Source organism: Bacillus sp. FSL R5-0820 (assembly GCF_038593385.1).
In the GTDB taxonomy this organism is placed as follows: Bacteria; Bacillota; Bacilli; order Bacillales; family Bacillaceae; genus Bacillus; species Bacillus altitudinis.
Map to the genome: position 1 here is coordinate 142,975 of NZ_CP151991.1, position 14,782 is coordinate 157,756.

At 42.7% G+C, this 14,782-nt stretch carries 27 protein-coding genes and 1 pseudogene; all 28 read left to right on the forward strand.

Annotation, left to right across the window (positions count from 1 at the left end):
* The 28 genes and pseudogenes from rplP to rplM all read left to right on the forward strand — a co-directional run bounded on the left by rplP (position 1) and on the right by rplM (position 14,771).
* Entirely contained in the window at positions 1-435 is a 435-nt protein-coding gene (gene rplP, locus NST15_RS00770) for a 50S ribosomal protein L16 (protein ID WP_003225801.1), read from the forward strand.
* Positions 425-625, forward strand: a complete 201-nt coding sequence (gene rpmC, locus NST15_RS00775; RefSeq protein ID WP_003217155.1) for a 50S ribosomal protein L29 — start codon at positions 425-427, stop codon at positions 623-625. Before rplP ends, rpmC begins: the two co-directional genes overlap by 11 nt.
* A 25-nt stretch (positions 626-650) precedes the next feature.
* Positions 651-914, forward strand: a complete 264-nt coding sequence (gene rpsQ, locus NST15_RS00780) for a 30S ribosomal protein S17 (RefSeq protein WP_003216906.1) — start codon at positions 651-653, stop codon at positions 912-914.
* A gap of 39 nt (positions 915-953) precedes the next feature.
* Positions 954-1,322: a 50S ribosomal protein L14 gene (rplN, locus tag NST15_RS00785; RefSeq protein WP_003216882.1), complete on the forward strand. Its 369-nt coding sequence runs from the start codon at positions 954-956 to the stop codon at positions 1,320-1,322.
* Between the two features lie 35 nt (positions 1,323-1,357).
* A complete protein-coding gene (gene rplX / locus NST15_RS00790; protein ID WP_007496325.1) occupies positions 1,358-1,669 on the forward strand; it encodes a 50S ribosomal protein L24 in 312 nt (103 codons plus the stop codon).
* 25 nt (positions 1,670-1,694) lie between these two features.
* Complete coding sequence (gene rplE, locus NST15_RS00795; RefSeq protein WP_003217159.1) at positions 1,695-2,234, forward strand: 50S ribosomal protein L5; 540 nt, start codon at positions 1,695-1,697, stop codon at positions 2,232-2,234.
* Positions 2,235-2,256: 22 nt separating this feature from the next.
* A complete protein-coding gene (gene rpsN / locus NST15_RS00800) occupies positions 2,257-2,442 on the forward strand; it encodes a 30S ribosomal protein S14 (RefSeq protein ID WP_008356542.1) in 186 nt (61 codons plus the stop codon).
* A 31-nt stretch (positions 2,443-2,473) separates the two neighbouring features.
* Positions 2,474-2,872 (forward strand): 30S ribosomal protein S8, encoded by a 399-nt coding sequence (rpsH, locus tag NST15_RS00805; protein ID WP_007496327.1) that lies wholly within the window; start codon positions 2,474-2,476, stop codon positions 2,870-2,872.
* 31 nt (positions 2,873-2,903) lie between these two features.
* Positions 2,904-3,440, forward strand: a complete 537-nt coding sequence (gene rplF / locus NST15_RS00810) for a 50S ribosomal protein L6 (RefSeq protein ID WP_008345395.1) — start codon at positions 2,904-2,906, stop codon at positions 3,438-3,440.
* Between the two features lie 32 nt (positions 3,441-3,472).
* Positions 3,473-3,835: a 50S ribosomal protein L18 gene (gene rplR, locus NST15_RS00815; RefSeq protein ID WP_003216951.1), complete on the forward strand. Its 363-nt coding sequence runs from the start codon at positions 3,473-3,475 to the stop codon at positions 3,833-3,835.
* A gap of 24 nt (positions 3,836-3,859) precedes the next feature.
* Entirely contained in the window at positions 3,860-4,360 is a 501-nt protein-coding gene (gene rpsE, locus NST15_RS00820) for a 30S ribosomal protein S5 (RefSeq protein ID WP_007496332.1), read from the forward strand.
* A 13-nt stretch (positions 4,361-4,373) separates the two neighbouring features.
* Positions 4,374-4,556, forward strand: coding sequence for a 50S ribosomal protein L30 (gene rpmD, locus NST15_RS00825; protein ID WP_003217067.1), 183 nt, complete (start codon positions 4,374-4,376; stop codon positions 4,554-4,556).
* Positions 4,557-4,586: 30 nt separating this feature from the next.
* On the forward strand, positions 4,587-5,027 hold the full coding sequence (gene rplO / locus NST15_RS00830) for a 50S ribosomal protein L15 (protein ID WP_003216888.1): 441 nt from the start codon (positions 4,587-4,589) through the stop codon (positions 5,025-5,027).
* A gap of 1 nt (position 5,028) precedes the next feature.
* Entirely contained in the window at positions 5,029-6,321 is a 1,293-nt protein-coding gene (gene secY, locus NST15_RS00835) for a preprotein translocase subunit SecY (protein ID WP_007496334.1), read from the forward strand.
* Between the two features lie 55 nt (positions 6,322-6,376).
* Positions 6,377-7,030 (forward strand): adenylate kinase, encoded by a 654-nt coding sequence (locus NST15_RS00840; protein WP_007496336.1) that lies wholly within the window; start codon positions 6,377-6,379, stop codon positions 7,028-7,030.
* Positions 7,027-7,773: a type I methionyl aminopeptidase gene (gene map, locus NST15_RS00845; protein WP_007496338.1), complete on the forward strand. Its 747-nt coding sequence runs from the start codon at positions 7,027-7,029 to the stop codon at positions 7,771-7,773. Before NST15_RS00840 ends, map begins: the two co-directional genes overlap by 4 nt.
* Before the next feature lie 27 nt (positions 7,774-7,800).
* A pseudogene (locus NST15_RS00850) lies at positions 7,801-8,106 on the forward strand (RNA-binding protein).
* Positions 8,084-8,302 carry a translation initiation factor IF-1 gene (gene infA, locus NST15_RS00855; RefSeq protein ID WP_003217190.1) on the forward strand — a complete coding sequence of 73 codons (219 nt, stop codon included), beginning with the start codon at positions 8,084-8,086 and terminating at the stop codon, positions 8,300-8,302. Before NST15_RS00850 ends, infA begins: the two are co-directional and overlap by 23 nt.
* 31 nt (positions 8,303-8,333) lie before the next feature.
* The gene (gene rpmJ / locus NST15_RS00860; protein ID WP_003156543.1) at positions 8,334-8,447 is read left to right on the forward strand and encodes a 50S ribosomal protein L36; all 114 of its coding nucleotides are present in this window, start codon (positions 8,334-8,336) and stop codon (positions 8,445-8,447) included.
* Between the two features lie 21 nt (positions 8,448-8,468).
* Positions 8,469-8,834, forward strand: a complete 366-nt coding sequence (gene rpsM, locus NST15_RS00865) for a 30S ribosomal protein S13 (protein ID WP_003217023.1) — start codon at positions 8,469-8,471, stop codon at positions 8,832-8,834.
* A 20-nt stretch (positions 8,835-8,854) separates the two neighbouring features.
* Positions 8,855-9,250: a 30S ribosomal protein S11 gene (gene rpsK, locus NST15_RS00870; protein WP_003217231.1), complete on the forward strand. Its 396-nt coding sequence runs from the start codon at positions 8,855-8,857 to the stop codon at positions 9,248-9,250.
* Between the two features lie 175 nt (positions 9,251-9,425).
* Positions 9,426-10,370, forward strand: coding sequence for a DNA-directed RNA polymerase subunit alpha (locus NST15_RS00875; protein WP_003217009.1), 945 nt, complete (start codon positions 9,426-9,428; stop codon positions 10,368-10,370).
* 75 nt (positions 10,371-10,445) lie between these two features.
* Positions 10,446-10,808: a 50S ribosomal protein L17 gene (gene rplQ, locus NST15_RS00880; RefSeq protein ID WP_003216944.1), complete on the forward strand. Its 363-nt coding sequence runs from the start codon at positions 10,446-10,448 to the stop codon at positions 10,806-10,808.
* Between the two features lie 124 nt (positions 10,809-10,932).
* Positions 10,933-11,775 carry an energy-coupling factor ABC transporter ATP-binding protein gene (locus NST15_RS00885; protein ID WP_008345218.1) on the forward strand — a complete coding sequence of 281 codons (843 nt, stop codon included), beginning with the start codon at positions 10,933-10,935 and terminating at the stop codon, positions 11,773-11,775.
* Positions 11,751-12,620: an energy-coupling factor ABC transporter ATP-binding protein gene (locus NST15_RS00890; RefSeq protein ID WP_342498756.1), complete on the forward strand. Its 870-nt coding sequence runs from the start codon at positions 11,751-11,753 to the stop codon at positions 12,618-12,620. Before NST15_RS00885 ends, NST15_RS00890 begins: the two co-directional genes overlap by 25 nt.
* Positions 12,617-13,414, forward strand: coding sequence for an energy-coupling factor transporter transmembrane protein EcfT (locus NST15_RS00895; protein ID WP_007496348.1), 798 nt, complete (start codon positions 12,617-12,619; stop codon positions 13,412-13,414). The genes NST15_RS00890 and NST15_RS00895 overlap by 4 nt, the downstream gene beginning before the upstream one ends.
* Before the next feature lie 11 nt (positions 13,415-13,425).
* Positions 13,426-14,169 (forward strand): tRNA pseudouridine(38-40) synthase TruA, encoded by a 744-nt coding sequence (truA, locus tag NST15_RS00900; RefSeq protein ID WP_035389137.1) that lies wholly within the window; start codon positions 13,426-13,428, stop codon positions 14,167-14,169.
* 164 nt (positions 14,170-14,333) lie between these two features.
* Positions 14,334-14,771: a 50S ribosomal protein L13 gene (gene rplM, locus NST15_RS00905; RefSeq protein WP_003217042.1), complete on the forward strand. Its 438-nt coding sequence runs from the start codon at positions 14,334-14,336 to the stop codon at positions 14,769-14,771.
* The last annotated feature ends 11 nt before the right edge of the window (positions 14,772-14,782 follow it).

Consider the following 14,782-nt stretch of genomic DNA (forward strand, 5'->3'; position numbering starts at 1 on the left):
ATGTTATTGCCAAAACGCGTGAAGTATCGCAGAGAACATCGTGGAAAAATGCGTGGTCGTGCAAAAGGCGGTACTGAAGTACATTTCGGTGAGTTCGGTATCCAAGCTCTTGAAGCTTCTTGGATCACTAACCGTCAAATCGAAGCTGCTCGTATTGCTATGACTCGTTACATGAAACGTGGCGGTAAAGTTTGGATCAAAATTTTCCCTTCTAAGCCATACACAGCTAAACCTCTAGAGGTCCGCATGGGTTCCGGTAAAGGTGCTCCAGAAGGCTGGGTAGCTGTAGTAAAACCGGGCAAAGTTTTATTTGAAATTTCTGGTGTGTCTGAAGAAGTTGCTCGTGAAGCTCTTCGTCTTGCATCTCACAAATTGCCAATTAAAACGAAGTTCGTAAAACGTGAAGAAATTGGTGGTGAATCAAATGAAAGCTAATGAAATTCGTGACCTTACCACTGCTGAAATTGAACAAAAAGTAAAGTCTCTTAAAGAAGAACTTTTCAATCTTCGTTTCCAATTAGCGACTGGGCAGCTTGAAAACACTGCTCGCATTCGTGAAGTGCGTAAATCAATCGCACGCATGAAAACTGTGATTCGTCAAAGAGAAATCGCTGCTAATAAATAATAATTAGAGGGGAGGCCCCGCAAACATGAGCGAACGTAACCAACGTAAAGTGTATCAAGGTCGTGTTGTTTCTGACAAAATGGATAAAACCATCACTGTTGTAGTTGAAACATACAAAAAGCATTCACTTTATGGCAAACGTGTAAGATACTCTAAAAAGTTCAAAGCACATGATGAAAACAACCAAGCAAAAATCGGAGACATCGTAAAGGTCATGGAAACTCGTCCATTATCTGCGACTAAACGCTTTCGTCTAGTTGAAGTTGTCGAAGAAGCTGTTATTATCTAATAAAGTTCGGATTTCTTTTTCCGAAGGGAGGTAACATTAATGATTCAACAGGAGACTCGTTTAAAAGTAGCTGACAACTCTGGCGCACGCGAAGTACTAACGATTAAAGTTCTTGGTGGCTCTGGACGTAAAACGGCTAACATCGGTGATGTCATTGTTTGTACGGTTAAACAAGCAACACCAGGAGGCGTTGTCAAAAAAGGTGAAGTTGTGAAAGCAGTTATCGTTCGTACTAAGAGCGGAGCTCGCAGAAACGATGGATCTTACATCAGTTTTGATGAAAATGCATGTGTCATCATCCGTGACGACAAGAGCCCACGTGGAACTCGTATCTTCGGACCAGTAGCACGTGAACTTCGTGAAAATAACTATATGAAAATTGTTTCTTTAGCACCAGAAGTACTTTAATGAATACAATCCGCGACTCAAGGAGGTGCGATTAAATGCATGTTAAAAAGGGCGATAAAGTAGTGGTTATCTCTGGTAAAGATAAAGGTAAACAAGGTGTCATCCTTGCTGCTTTCCCTAAAAAGGACCGTGTTTTAGTAGAAGGTATTAACCTTGTGAAAAAACACTCTAAACCAACCCAAGCTAACCCTCAAGGCGGAATTTCTGAACAAGAAGCGCCGATCCACGTATCAAACGTAATGCCGCTTGATCCTAAAACGGGTGAAGTGACACGTATTGGATATAAAGTTGAGGACGGAAAGAAAGTCCGTGTAGCGAAAAAATCTGGGCAAGTTCTAGATAAATAGTAAATAAGGAAGGGAGGTCTTTCTCATGAACCGCCTTAAAGAAAAGTATGTAAAAGAAATTACACCTGCATTAGTTTCTAAGTTTGAATACAAATCAGTAATGCAAGTGCCAAAAATCGAAAAAATCGTGATCAACATGGGTGTTGGTGACGCCGTTCAAAACGCTAAAGCAATCGATACTGCTGTTGAAGAATTAACGTTTATCGCTGGTCAAAAACCTGTCGTTACTCGTGCGAAGAAGTCTATTGCTGGATTCCGTCTACGTGAAGGAATGCCAATCGGTGCGAAAGTAACACTTCGCGGAGAGCGCATGTACGATTTCCTTGATAAACTTATTTCTGTATCTTTACCACGTGTACGTGACTTCCGCGGGATTTCTAAGAAATCTTTCGACGGTCGTGGAAACTACACGCTTGGTATTAAAGAACAGTTAATCTTCCCAGAAATTGATTACGATAAAGTAACAAAAGTCCGCGGTATGGATATCGTTATCGTTACGACTGCCAACACGGATGAAGAAGCACGTGAGTTATTAACTCAAGTAGGTATGCCGTTCCAGAAATAATCAATGAAAGGGAGGCGAAATCGTGGCTAAAAAGTCTATGATTGCGAAACAACAACGCAAACAAAAGTTTAAAGTTCAAGAGTATACGCGCTGCGAACGTTGTGGACGTCCACATTCAGTAATTCGCAAGTTTAAACTTTGCCGTATTTGTTTCCGCGAACTTGCATATAAAGGACAAATTCCTGGCGTTAAAAAAGCCAGCTGGTAATCCCCATAAATGGGAAGGAGGTTATTAAATAATGGTTATGACAGATCCGATTGCAGATTTGCTGACTCGTATTCGCAATGCGAACATGGTACGTCATGAGAAGCTAGAAGTACCGGCTTCAAAAATCAAAAGAGAAATTGCTGAAATCTTAAAGCGTGAAGGTTTTATCCGTGACGTTGAGTACGTCGAAGACAGCAAACAAGGAATTATCCGTTTGTTCCTTAAATACGGCCAAAACAACGAACGTGTTATCACTGGTCTTAAAAGAATCAGTAAACCTGGTTTACGCGTATATGCGAAATCAAATGAAGTACCACGTGTACTTAACGGACTTGGAATCGCAATTATTTCTACATCACAAGGTGTTTTATCGGACAAAGAAGCCCGTGCTAAACAAGCTGGTGGAGAAGTACTTGCTTACGTATGGTAAAAAAAGTTTAAGATGAATGGAGGTGCTTGGTATGTCTCGTATAGGTAAAAAGCTAATCGAGATCCCTTCAGGAGTAACTGTGACAAACAACGATAACACAGTGACAGTAAAGGGACCAAAAGGTGAACTAACTCGTGCATTTCACCCTGATATGGAAATTAAAATTGAGGACAACGTCTTAACTGTAAGCCGTCCGTCTGAAAATAAAGAACACCGTGCATTACATGGTACAACACGTAGCTTAATTGCAAACATGGTTGAAGGTGTATCTAAAGGTTTCGAAAGAGGTTTAGAACTAATCGGTGTCGGTTACCGTGCAGCTAAATCTGGAAACAAACTTGTTCTTAACGTTGGATACTCTCACCCAGTTGAAATCGTTCCTGAGGCTGGAGTTGAAGTAGAAGTTCCATCTCAAACGAAAGTAATCGTTAAAGGTATCGATAAAGAGCGTGTAGGAGCTCTAGCTTCTAACATCCGCGCTGTCCGTGCTCCAGAGCCTTACAAAGGTAAAGGAATTCGTTACGAAGGTGAATTCGTTCGCCGTAAAGAAGGAAAAACTGGTAAGTAAGATCGCTTAATGTGAAGAAAGGAGTGACTCGGATGATTACGAAAACTAGCAAAAACGCTACTCGTCTTAAAAGACACGCTCGTGTTCGTGCGAAACTTTCAGGTACTGCTGAAAGACCTCGCCTTAACGTTTTCCGTTCTAACAAGAACATCTACGCTCAAGTAATTGATGATGTTAACGGTGTAACACTTGTAAGTGCTTCTACTCTTGATAAAGAGTTAAAGATCGAGAATAGTTCTGACGCTGCAGCTGCTACTAAAGTTGGCGAACTTGTTGCAAAACGTGCTGTTGAAAAAGGCATCTCTAACGTGGTATTTGACCGCGGAGGATACTTATATCATGGACGTGTAAAAGCTCTAGCTGAAGCTGCTCGTGAGGCTGGACTTAAATTTTAATAAAAGAAGGAGGGACACATCCGAATGAGTCGTATTGACCCAAGCAAATTAGAGTTAGAAGAACGCTTAGTTACGGTTAACCGGGTAGCGAAAGTTGTTAAAGGTGGACGTCGTTTCCGTTTTGCAGCTTTAGTTGTTGTCGGTGACAAAAACGGTCATGTAGGATTCGGTACTGGTAAAGCACAAGAAGTACCAGAAGCGATCCGCAAAGCTGTTGAAGACGCGAAAAAGAATTTAATTGAAGTACCAATGGTTGGAACTACAATTCCACATGAAATCATCGGTCGATTCGGTGCAGGAAACGTTCTATTGAAGCCTGCTTCAGAAGGTACAGGAGTTATCGCTGGAGGCCCAGTGCGTGCGGTACTTGAGCTTGCTGGTCTAGCTGATATCCTTTCTAAATCTCTAGGTTCTAATACACCGATCAACATGATCCGCGCAACACTTCAAGGTTTAAGTGAACTTAAACGTGCTGAAGATGTAGCGAAGCTTCGTGGAAAATCTGTAGAAGACCTGTTAGGATAAGGAGGGAACAATAATGGCAAATAAATTAGAAATTACCCTCAAACGCAGTGTAATCGGTCGCCCAGAAGATCAGCGTGTCACTGTTCGTACTCTTGGTCTAAAGAAAACAAACCAAACAGTCGTACATGAAGACAATGCAGCGATCCGCGGCATGATTAACAAGGTGTCTCATTTAGTTTCTGTTAAAGAACAATAAAACATTTTTAATCGATAAGGAGGTGCCCAAATGAAACTTCATGAATTGAAGCCTTCAGAAGGTTCACGTAAAGTACGCAACCGTGTTGGTCGTGGTATTGGATCAGGTAACGGTAAAACTTCTGGTAAAGGTCATAAAGGTCAAAACGCTCGTTCTGGCGGCGGTGTACGCCCTGGATTCGAAGGTGGTCAAATGCCTTTATTCCAACGCCTTCCAAAACGTGGTTTTACAAACATCAACCGTAAAGATTACGCGGTAATCAACTTAGACAGATTAAACAGTTTTGACGAAGGAACGGAAGTCACTCCTGAACTTCTTCTAGAGACTGGTGCAATAAGCAAGTTAAAAGCAGGAGTAAAAATTCTTGGCAACGGTAAATTAGAAAAAAAATTAACTGTAAAAGCCAATAAATTCTCTGCTTCTGCTAAAGAAGCGATTGAAGCTGCTGGCGGTACAGCCGAGGTGATCTAACTTGTTTAAGACAATCTCCAATTTTATGCGCGTGAAAGATATACGGAATAAGATTATATTTACACTTTTAATGTTAGTCGTCTTTCGTATAGGTGCTTTCATCCCTGTGCCTAATGTGAACGCCGAAGTTCTCCAGGCACAGGATCAAATGAGTGTTTTCGGAATCCTCAACACGTTTGGGGGCGGGGCACTTTTCCAATTCTCCATTCTTGCAATGGGGATTATGCCGTATATCACTGCTTCGATCATCATCCAGCTCTTGCAGATGGATGTTGTACCGAAGTTTACTGAGTGGTCAAAGCAAGGAGAGGTTGGCCGCCGAAAATTAGCACAATTCACAAGGTATTTTACAATTGTTCTAGGATTTATCCAGGCGTTAGGAATGTCATATGGATTTAACAATATGGCAGGAGGCATGCTGATTGAAAACCCAGGTGTTTCAACGTATCTCTTAATTGCGGTCGTACTCACTGCGGGAACAGCATTTTTAATGTGGCTGGGAGAGCAGATTACTGCTCACGGTGTTGGTAACGGTATTTCGATTATTATCTTTGCCGGTATCATCGCAGGTATCCCTCAAACATTAAAGCAAGTGTACGCTCAGCAATTTGTAGGTGGAGATGGACAGCTGTTCATGCAAATCCTAAAAATTGCCCTTATTGTGATTGCTATTCTTGTCATTGTTATCGGTGTTATTTACATTCAAATGGCAGTGAGAAAGATTGCGATTCAATATTCAAAAGGAACTGGCCGTGCACAAATGTCTGCTAGTCAAGCAACGCACCTTCCATTGAAAGTGAATCCAGCAGGGGTGATTCCAGTCATCTTTGCCGTTTCGTTCATTATTACTCCGCAGACGATCGCATCGTTCTTCGGAACAAATAATGTGACAACCTGGATAACTAACAACTTTGACTATACTAAGCCAATCGGTATGACGATTTATGTAGCACTGATTGTTGCTTTCACATATTTTTATGCCTTTGTCCAAGTAAACCCTGAACAAATGGCTGAAAATCTGCAAAAGCAGGGTGGCTATATCCCGGGAGTTCGTCCAGGGAAAATGACTCAAGATAGAATTACGAGCATTTTGTACCGACTCACGTTTGTGGGCGCCATTTTCTTAGCCGTGATTTCAATACTTCCTATCTTTTTCATTCAATTCGCTGGATTACCTTCCGCTGCACAAATTGGCGGCACAAGTCTTCTCATTGTTGTAGGTGTTGCACTTGAAACAATGAAGCAGCTTGAAAGCCAATTAGTGAAACGAAACTACCGTGGATTTATGAAATAAAACAGAGGGCTGGGCTCCTGCCCAACCTCTCTAAGTAAGGAAGGGGAAATCCGAAATGAACTTAGTCTTAATGGGGCTTCCGGGTGCTGGTAAAGGCACTCAGGCAGAACGAATTGTTGATGATTATGGGATCCCTCATATCTCAACAGGAGATATGTTCCGTGCTGCTATGAAAGAGGAGACACAACTTGGACTCGAAGCAAAATCCTTTATCGATAAAGGAGAGCTTGTTCCTGATGAGGTCACAATCGGTATTGTTAGAGAAAGACTTGGCAAGAATGATTGTGAACAAGGTTTTCTTCTGGACGGATTTCCGCGAACTGTCGCTCAGGCTGAAGCTTTAGAAGACATTCTAAAGGACCTTGGCAGAACGATTGATTATGTCATTAATATTAAAGTCGATAAAGATGCTTTGATGGAGCGTCTGACTGGCCGAAGAATTTGCAAAGATTGCGGAGCAACATATCATTTAGTATTTAATCCACCTGCGAAAGAAAATGTTTGTGACAAGTGTGGAGGCGAGCTTTATCAACGTGCAGATGATAATGCAGAAACCGTTTCGACAAGACTTGAAGTGAACTTAAAGCAGACTGAACCTTTACTGAATTTCTATTCAGAAAAAGGATATCTTGCAAACATTGATGGTGCGAAGCACATTAACGATGTTTACGCTGATATCAAGGACCTGCTTGGGGGATTAAATAAATGATTATCTGTAAAACTCCTCGCGAGCTTGAGATTATGAGAGAAGCTGGACGCATTGTCGCACTGACTCATGAAGAGCTGAAGAAACACATAAAACCAGGTATTTCGACAAAAGAATTGGATCAAATTGCCGAACGTTTTATTACAAAGCAGGGTGCAATCCCATCTTTTAAAGGGTATAATGGTTTTCGCGGGAGCATTTGCGTTTCGGTGAATGAAGAACTCGTTCACGGTATTCCTGGTAAACGGGTTTTACGTGATGGAGACATCATTAGTATCGATATCGGCGCAAAGTTAAATGGCTATCATGGTGACTCTGCTTGGACTTATCCAGTTGGGGTAATCAGTGATGAGGACCGCAAACTACTGGAAGTCACAGAGGAATCTCTATATAAGGGCTTACAGGAAGCAAAGCCAGGTGAACGTCTGTCAAACATTTCCCATGCCATACAAACGTATGTTGAAGGTGAGAATTTCTCAGTTGTTAGAGAATATGTTGGACATGGGGTCGGACAGGATCTTCATGAGGACCCTCAAATTCCTCATTATGGTCCGCCGAACAAAGGCCCACGGCTCAAACCTGGAATGGTGTTGGCCATCGAACCGATGGTGAACGCAGGCAGCCGATATGTGAAAACACTGGCTGATAACTGGACGGTTGTAACGGTTGATGGGAAAAAGTGTGCTCACTTTGAGCATACGATTGCGATTACAGATACAGGTTTTGATATACTGACTAAGATTTAGGTCTTCACTGAAGCCTTTCAGGCCCAAATCGGGCAGGTTGTCTGTATAGTCCAATGAAAGAACAAGATCAGTATACAGTTGTCATCGGCGTGTTCGATGGCTGCCATGTACTAATCGCAGACGGAGAAAAGCGTAAATTCATTCTCCTAAGAAAAAATATCAATCATTTAACCTTTTATGATTGCGTATCTCCGGAAGTTCAGAACAGTATATTCAAAACAGGTCGGGTGATAGATGGACAATTGAGAACATCTCATTTGGACATTTATCAGAGAGCAAGTTACTGATTTGAAGAAGGGAGAACACTTGAATGGCGAAAGACGATGTAATTGAAGTGGAAGGTACTGTAGCAGAAACTTTGCCAAATGCAATGTTCAAAGTTGAACTAGAGAATGGTCATACAGTTTTGGCTCATGTATCAGGAAAAATCCGTATGCACTTCATTCGCATTTTACCTGGAGACAAAGTTACGGTAGAATTATCTCCATATGACTTAACTCGTGGTAGAATTACGTACCGTTACAAATAAAGCAACTCCGGAAGAAGGAGGTTGGAAACACATGAAAGTGAGACCATCTGTTAAACCTATCTGTGAAAAATGTAAAGTGATTCGCAGAAAAGGAAAAGTAATGGTGATCTGTGAAAACCCAAAACATAAACAAAAACAAGGCTAATAACAAGGAGGTGCCCAAATCATGGCTCGTATTGCTGGTGTAGATATTCCACGTGATAAGCGTGTTGTCATTTCTTTAACATATGTTTTTGGAATTGGTCGTACGACGGCTCAACAAGTCCTTAAAGAAGCAGGTGTTTCTGAAGACACTCGCGTTCGCGATCTAACTGAAGACGAACTAGGTAAAATCCGTGATATCATTGACAAACTTAAAGTAGAAGGTGACCTTCGTCGTGAAGTTTCACTTAACATTAAGCGTCTAATTGAAATCGGAAGCTACCGCGGAATCCGTCATCGTAGAGGACTTCCTGTTCGTGGACAAAACACAAAAAACAACGCGCGCACTCGTAAAGGTCCGCGTCGTACTGTAGCTAACAAGAAAAAATAAGTAAAGGAGGTAGTTAAAGAATGGCTGCTGCTCGTAAACAAAATACGCGTAAACGTCGCGTGAAAAAGAATATTGAAGCTGGAATCGCTCATATCCGTTCCACTTTCAACAACACGATTGTAACGATTACTGATGTTCATGGAAACGCAATTTCTTGGTCAAGTGCTGGTGCATTAGGATTCAGAGGTTCTCGTAAATCTACTCCTTTCGCTGCACAAATGGCTGCTGAAACTGCTGCTAAAGGTTCTATCGAACATGGTCTTAAAACACTTGAAGTAACTGTTAAAGGTCCTGGTTCTGGTCGTGAAGCTGCAATTCGTGCGCTTCAAGCTGCAGGTCTTGAAGTTACTGCAATCAGAGACGTAACTCCAGTTCCTCATAACGGATGCCGTCCACCAAAACGTCGCCGCGTGTAATTTGTTTGTATAGATTTTGTGTCCCTGTCAATAATGGGTTATGATACAGTTATTTATGAGACGAATACACGACTCGTTGCCTGAGCACATACGGGACTAAACAATGAGGAATTTCGGATGGAATCTCATATGATTCTATTCGAGGTTTCGACGTTTTGAAGGAGGGTTTTATTAGATGATCGAAATTGAAAAACCAAAAATCGAAACGGTTGAAATCAGCGACGATGCCAAGTATGGCAAGTTTGTCGTAGAGCCACTTGAGCGTGGATATGGTACCACTTTAGGGAACTCCCTTCGTCGTATCCTTTTATCCTCACTTCCTGGTGCAGCTGTAACATCGATCCAGATAGATGGTGTCTTACACGAATTCTCAACGATCGAAGGCGTGGTTGAAGATGTTACAACGATTATCTTAAACATTAAAAAGCTTGCACTCAAAATCTACTCTGAAGAAGAGAAGACGCTTGAAATTGATGTACAAGATGAAGGAACTGTAACAGCTGCTGATATTACACACGACAGCGATATTGAAATCTTAAATCCAGATCTTCACATCGCAACTCTTGGCAAAAATGCGAGCTTCCGTGTTCGTTTGACTGCACAAAGAGGTCGCGGGTATAATCCTGCTGATGCAAACAAAAGAGACGATCAGCCTATCGGCGTGATTCCGATCGACTCAATCTATACACCTGTATCTCGTGTAACTTATCAAGTGGAGAACACCCGTGTTGGGCAAATCACAAACTATGATAAATTAACACTAGATGTATGGACTGATGGAAGCACAGGACCGAAAGAAGCGATCGCTCTAGGTTCTAAGATTTTAACTGAACACCTAAATATTTTCGTTGGGTTAACTGACGAAGCTCAGCATGCAGAAATCATGGTTGAAAAAGAAGAAGACCAAAAAGAAAAAGTGCTTGAAATGACAATTGAAGAGCTTGATCTTTCTGTTCGTTCTTACAACTGTTTGAAGCGTGCGGGTATTAACACTGTTCAAGAGCTTGCTAACAAGACAGAAGAGGATATGATGAAAGTTCGTAACCTTGGACGTAAATCTCTTGAAGAAGTGAAAGCGAAACTAGAAGAACTTGGACTGGGTCTTCGTAAAGACGATTGACTAGTTTCATTGTGAACTAGGATTTTCGTGTGTTTTTTATTCATACAGCATCTCTAATTAAGGAGGGGACATCACATGGCATACAGAAAGCTAGGACGCACTAGTGCACAACGTAAAGCAATGCTTCGTGACCTAACGACTGATTTGATCATCAACGAACGCATCGAAACAACTGAAACACGTGCGAAAGAACTTCGCTCTGTAGTTGAAAAAATGATCACTCTTGGCAAACGCGGAGATCTTCATGCTCGCCGTCAAGCTGCAGCTTACATTCGTAACGAAGTAGCTAACGCTGAAACAAACCAAGATGCACTTCAAAAATTATTCGCTGACGTTGCAACTCGCTACGAAGATCGCCAAGGTGGATACACTCGTATCATGAAGCTTGGACCTCGTCGCGGCGATGGCGCACCAATGGCTGTCATTGAATTAGTTTAATCACATATCGTGTATCTAAGAAAGGGCGGGACAGTTCATAACTGGATCTATGCCCTTTTTTAGATACTACGGCTTTTTAGCAATAGGCAAAGTAGAGGTTGAGCTGAGAGGAGGTCCGGTAGAGATGGAGAAGACATTAATTGACGTAAAAGACATTGTATTTCGTTATCACAAAGATGCGGACAAGCCCGCTTTAGACCAAGTGTCATTGCATGTGAATCAAAATGAATGGCTTGCCATTGTTGGCCACAACGGTTCAGGTAAATCCACACTTGCCCGTGTACTGAATGGGCTCATTTTACCGGATGCAGGAACGGTCAAGGTTGGTGAGATTGAGCTGAAAGAAGAAAGTGTTTGGGATATTCGCAAAAAGGTCGGCATGGTCTTTCAAAACCCAGACAACCAATTCGTTGGCTCAACGGTTCGTGATGATGTGGCTTTTGGTTTAGAAAATAACGGGGTTGAGCGGGAATTGATGATAGAGCGTGTAGATTGGGCTGTCAAACAGGTCAATATGCAGGAGTTTCTTGATCAAGAGCCGCACCATCTATCAGGCGGGCAAAAGCAGAGAGTAGCGATCGCTGGTGTACTTGCCGCAAGCCCTGACATCATGATCTTGGATGAAGCAACATCAATGCTTGATCCGATTGGCCGTGAAGAAGTGTTAGAAACCGTCAGACTGCTGAAGGAACAAGGAACGGTCACGGTCATTTCCATCACACATGATTTAGACGAGGCTGCGAAGGCAGACCGCGTTATTGTGATGAATGGCGGGAAGAAATTTGCCGAGGGAACACCAGAGGAAGTATTTGAACTAGATGAACAGCTGGTTCAGATTGGACTTGATCTGCCATTTTCCTACCGGTTGAGTAAGCAATTGAAGCAGCAAGGTGTGCCGCTTGCAAATGCCCATTTGACACAAGAAGGATTGGTGAAAGAGCTATGGACATTACGATCAAAGAATTAGAGCATCGTTATCAAATGAAAACGCCGTTTGAGCGTCTCGCTTTGTATGATGTCAATGCTTCCATCAAAGAAGGCAGCTATGTTGCTGTCATTGGTCATACGGGTTCCGGCAAGTCGACGTTGCTGCAGCACTTAAATGGACTGCTCAAGCCAACAAAAGGGAGCATTGCGCTTGGAGATACGGTATTACAAGCCAATAAGAAGCAGAAGGAACTGAAACCCCTTCGAAAAAAGGTCGGCATCGTGTTTCAGTTTCCTGAACATCAGCTCTTTGAGGAGACGATTCTAAAGGATATCTGTTTTGGTCCGATGAATTTCGGTGTTCCAAAGGAAAAGGCGGAAGCCAAGGCTAAAGAGATGCTGAAGCTTGTAGGCCTTCCTGAATCCTTGTTATCTCGATCACCCTTTGAATTAAGCGGTGGACAAATGAGACGTGTGGCGATTGCAGGTGTTCTAGCGATGGAGCCAGAAGTGCTTGTGCTTGATGAGCCGACTGCGGGATTAGATCCACGCGGACGTAAAGAAATCATGGACATGTTCTATGAGCTTCATCAAAAAGCCAACCTGACGACGATCCTTGTGACACACAGTATGGAAGATGCCGCTCATTATGCGGATCAAATGATTGTGATGCACAAAGGAACAGTAAAGGCGACAGGTACGCCGAGGGAGCTATTTGCCAATCGTACCGACATGTCTTCTTTCGGACTGGACCTCCCGGAAACGATCAAATTCCAGCAGGCTGTCGAAGAAAAGCTGGGGATGACGTTTCCAAGACCGCTTCTGACCATGGATGAAATGGCAGAAGCCTTAACAGCTTTATATCAGGAGGACACGACATCATGATGGATAGTATGATTATCGGCAAATATGTGCCAGGTACATCCTTTGTCCATCGTCTTGATCCAAGGACAAAGCTGTTATCAATTTTCTTTTTTGTCTTTATTGTCTTTTTTGCGAATAACTACATCACTTACGGGCTTTTAGGGGTCTTTACGATCCTTGTGGTGATGGTGTCTCAGGTGCCGCTGTACTTTATTCTCAAAGGAATGAAACCCATCCTTTGGATTGTTCTGTTTACCTTTATTCTGCATATCTTCATGACAAAGGATGGCGCTTTGCTCCTTCACTTTGGTTTTCTGAATATTTATGAAGAAGGTCTAAAACAGGGGATTTTCATTTCACTCCGTTTTGTCTATCTCATCATGATGACAACACTTCTGACGTTGACCACAACACCTATTGAAGTGACAGACGGTATGGAGAAGCTGCTGCATCCTTTCCGTAAAATCAAGCTACCTGTTCATGAACTTGCTCTTATGATGTCTATCTCTCTTCGATTTATTCCGACTTTACTCGAAGAAACAGACAAAATCATGAAAGCACAAATGGCAAGAGGTGTTGATTTTACAAGCGGACCCGTGAAAGATCGTTTAAAAGCGATTGTTCCATTGCTTGTCCCGCTTTTCGTCAGTGCGTTTAAGCGTGCGGAGGAATTGGCGACCGCTATGGAAGCGAGAGGCTACCGTGGGGGAGAAGGTCGTACGAAATACCGTCAGCTTGTCTGGGGAATGAAAGACACGTTCACGCTGCTTCTATTCATCCTGTTAACAGCACTCCTTGTGCTGCTTAGAAATTAGGTGATGCCTAGATGAAAGTAAAATGTACCGTATCATACGATGGGACACATTTTAAAGGGTATCAAGTGCAACCAGGACAGCGAACCATTCAGACGGAGATTGAATCTGCCCTTGCTAGAATGCATAAACAAGACGAACTGATTCCGATTGTGGCTTCCGGCCGGACAGACAGTGGCGTTCACGCAAAGGGGCAGGTCATCCATTTTGACACCCCGCTTGCCATCCCGATGGAAAGATGGCCTTTTGCCCTCAACAGCTTGCTGCCAGATGACATTCGTGTTCTAAAGGCTGAGGAAGTGGATGAGTCATTTCATGCTAGATTTGGTGTCGTTTCAAAGGAGTACCGTTATAGGGTCTCAACGGAAACGCACCAAAATGTGTTTACGAGACAGTATGCCTGTCACTATCCTTATCCGCTGGATGTCGATAAAATGAGAGAAGCTGCTGGGCACCTGATTGGCACACATGATTTCACAAGCTTTTGTGCGGCCAATACAGAGGTTCAGGACAAGGTGAGGGAGATTTACGCCCTCGAGTGGAAAAACGTCTCAGACGGGCTTGAAATGCGTGTGAGAGGGAATGGCTTTTTATACAACATGGTGCGAATTATAGCCGGCACGTTACTTGAAATTGGTTCTGGTAAATTTCACCCTGAGGAGATAAAAGCCATGCTTGCCGCCCGAAATCGCGAAGCGGCAGGCAAGACTGCGCCCAGTCACGGACTGTATTTATGGGAAGTTTTCTATGACAACTAAACCAGGTGTAACATGTTCTTGACACAGGAAGCAGAAAGTTATAAGATATCATATGGTATGTATTTCAACCCCACAAATAAGCCCCGGAAGACTTATCTGTGTTTTGAAATAGAACGTAGCATTTGATTCAGGAAAATTCATTGATTTATTTAGGAGGGAAACTCATGCGTACAACACCAATGGCGAACGCAAGCACAATTGAGCGCAAATGGCTAGTGGTTGATGCGGCAGGCAAGACTCTAGGTCGTCTTTCTACTGAAGTAGCATCACTTTTGCGCGGTAAGCACAAACCAACTTATACACCACACGTTGACACAGGTGATCACGTGATCATCATCAATGCTGAGAAAATCGAATTAACTGGTAAGAAATTGACGGACAAAATTTACTACCGTCATACGATGCACCCAGGTGGTTTGAAACAAAGAACTGCTCTTGAGATGCGTACAAACTACCCTGAAAAAATGTTGGAGCTTGCTATCAAAGGTATGCTTCCAAAGGGTCCACTAGGTCGTCAAATGTTCAAAAAATTAAATGTGTACCGTGGTTCTGAGCATCCACATCAAGCACAACAACCTGAAGTTTACGAACTTCGCGGTTAATTATAAGGGAG

What these genes read in the sequence shown, in the direction of transcription:
- rplP (WP_003225801.1), top strand. Translation starts at nt 1, where the DNA reads ATGTTATTGCCAAAACGCGTGAAGTATCGCAGAGAACATCGTGGAAAA.
- rpmC (WP_003217155.1), top strand. Translation starts at nt 425, where the DNA reads ATGAAAGCTAATGAAATTCGTGACCTTACCACTGCTGAAATTGAACAA.
- rpsQ (WP_003216906.1), top strand. Translation starts at nt 651, where the DNA reads ATGAGCGAACGTAACCAACGTAAAGTGTATCAAGGTCGTGTTGTTTCT.
- rplN (WP_003216882.1), top strand. Translation starts at nt 954, where the DNA reads ATGATTCAACAGGAGACTCGTTTAAAAGTAGCTGACAACTCTGGCGCA.
- rplX (WP_007496325.1), top strand. Translation starts at nt 1,358, where the DNA reads ATGCATGTTAAAAAGGGCGATAAAGTAGTGGTTATCTCTGGTAAAGAT.
- rplE (WP_003217159.1), top strand. Translation starts at nt 1,695, where the DNA reads ATGAACCGCCTTAAAGAAAAGTATGTAAAAGAAATTACACCTGCATTA.
- rpsH (WP_007496327.1), top strand. Translation starts at nt 2,474, where the DNA reads ATGGTTATGACAGATCCGATTGCAGATTTGCTGACTCGTATTCGCAAT.
- rplF (WP_008345395.1), top strand. Translation starts at nt 2,904, where the DNA reads ATGTCTCGTATAGGTAAAAAGCTAATCGAGATCCCTTCAGGAGTAACT.
- rplR (WP_003216951.1), top strand. Translation starts at nt 3,473, where the DNA reads ATGATTACGAAAACTAGCAAAAACGCTACTCGTCTTAAAAGACACGCT.
- rpsE (WP_007496332.1), top strand. Translation starts at nt 3,860, where the DNA reads ATGAGTCGTATTGACCCAAGCAAATTAGAGTTAGAAGAACGCTTAGTT.
- rpmD (WP_003217067.1), top strand. Translation starts at nt 4,374, where the DNA reads ATGGCAAATAAATTAGAAATTACCCTCAAACGCAGTGTAATCGGTCGC.
- rplO (WP_003216888.1), top strand. Translation starts at nt 4,587, where the DNA reads ATGAAACTTCATGAATTGAAGCCTTCAGAAGGTTCACGTAAAGTACGC.
- NST15_RS00840 (WP_007496336.1), top strand. Translation starts at nt 6,377, where the DNA reads ATGAACTTAGTCTTAATGGGGCTTCCGGGTGCTGGTAAAGGCACTCAG.
- map (WP_007496338.1), top strand. Translation starts at nt 7,027, where the DNA reads ATGATTATCTGTAAAACTCCTCGCGAGCTTGAGATTATGAGAGAAGCT.
- infA (WP_003217190.1), top strand. Translation starts at nt 8,084, where the DNA reads ATGGCGAAAGACGATGTAATTGAAGTGGAAGGTACTGTAGCAGAAACT.
- rpmJ (WP_003156543.1), top strand. Translation starts at nt 8,334, where the DNA reads ATGAAAGTGAGACCATCTGTTAAACCTATCTGTGAAAAATGTAAAGTG.
- rpsM (WP_003217023.1), top strand. Translation starts at nt 8,469, where the DNA reads ATGGCTCGTATTGCTGGTGTAGATATTCCACGTGATAAGCGTGTTGTC.
- rpsK (WP_003217231.1), top strand. Translation starts at nt 8,855, where the DNA reads ATGGCTGCTGCTCGTAAACAAAATACGCGTAAACGTCGCGTGAAAAAG.
- NST15_RS00875 (WP_003217009.1), top strand. Translation starts at nt 9,426, where the DNA reads ATGATCGAAATTGAAAAACCAAAAATCGAAACGGTTGAAATCAGCGAC.
- rplQ (WP_003216944.1), top strand. Translation starts at nt 10,446, where the DNA reads ATGGCATACAGAAAGCTAGGACGCACTAGTGCACAACGTAAAGCAATG.
- NST15_RS00885 (WP_008345218.1), top strand. Translation starts at nt 10,933, where the DNA reads ATGGAGAAGACATTAATTGACGTAAAAGACATTGTATTTCGTTATCAC.
- NST15_RS00890 (WP_342498756.1), top strand. Translation starts at nt 11,751, where the DNA reads ATGGACATTACGATCAAAGAATTAGAGCATCGTTATCAAATGAAAACG.
- NST15_RS00895 (WP_007496348.1), top strand. Translation starts at nt 12,617, where the DNA reads ATGATGGATAGTATGATTATCGGCAAATATGTGCCAGGTACATCCTTT.
- truA (WP_035389137.1), top strand. Translation starts at nt 13,426, where the DNA reads ATGAAAGTAAAATGTACCGTATCATACGATGGGACACATTTTAAAGGG.
- rplM (WP_003217042.1), top strand. Translation starts at nt 14,334, where the DNA reads ATGCGTACAACACCAATGGCGAACGCAAGCACAATTGAGCGCAAATGG.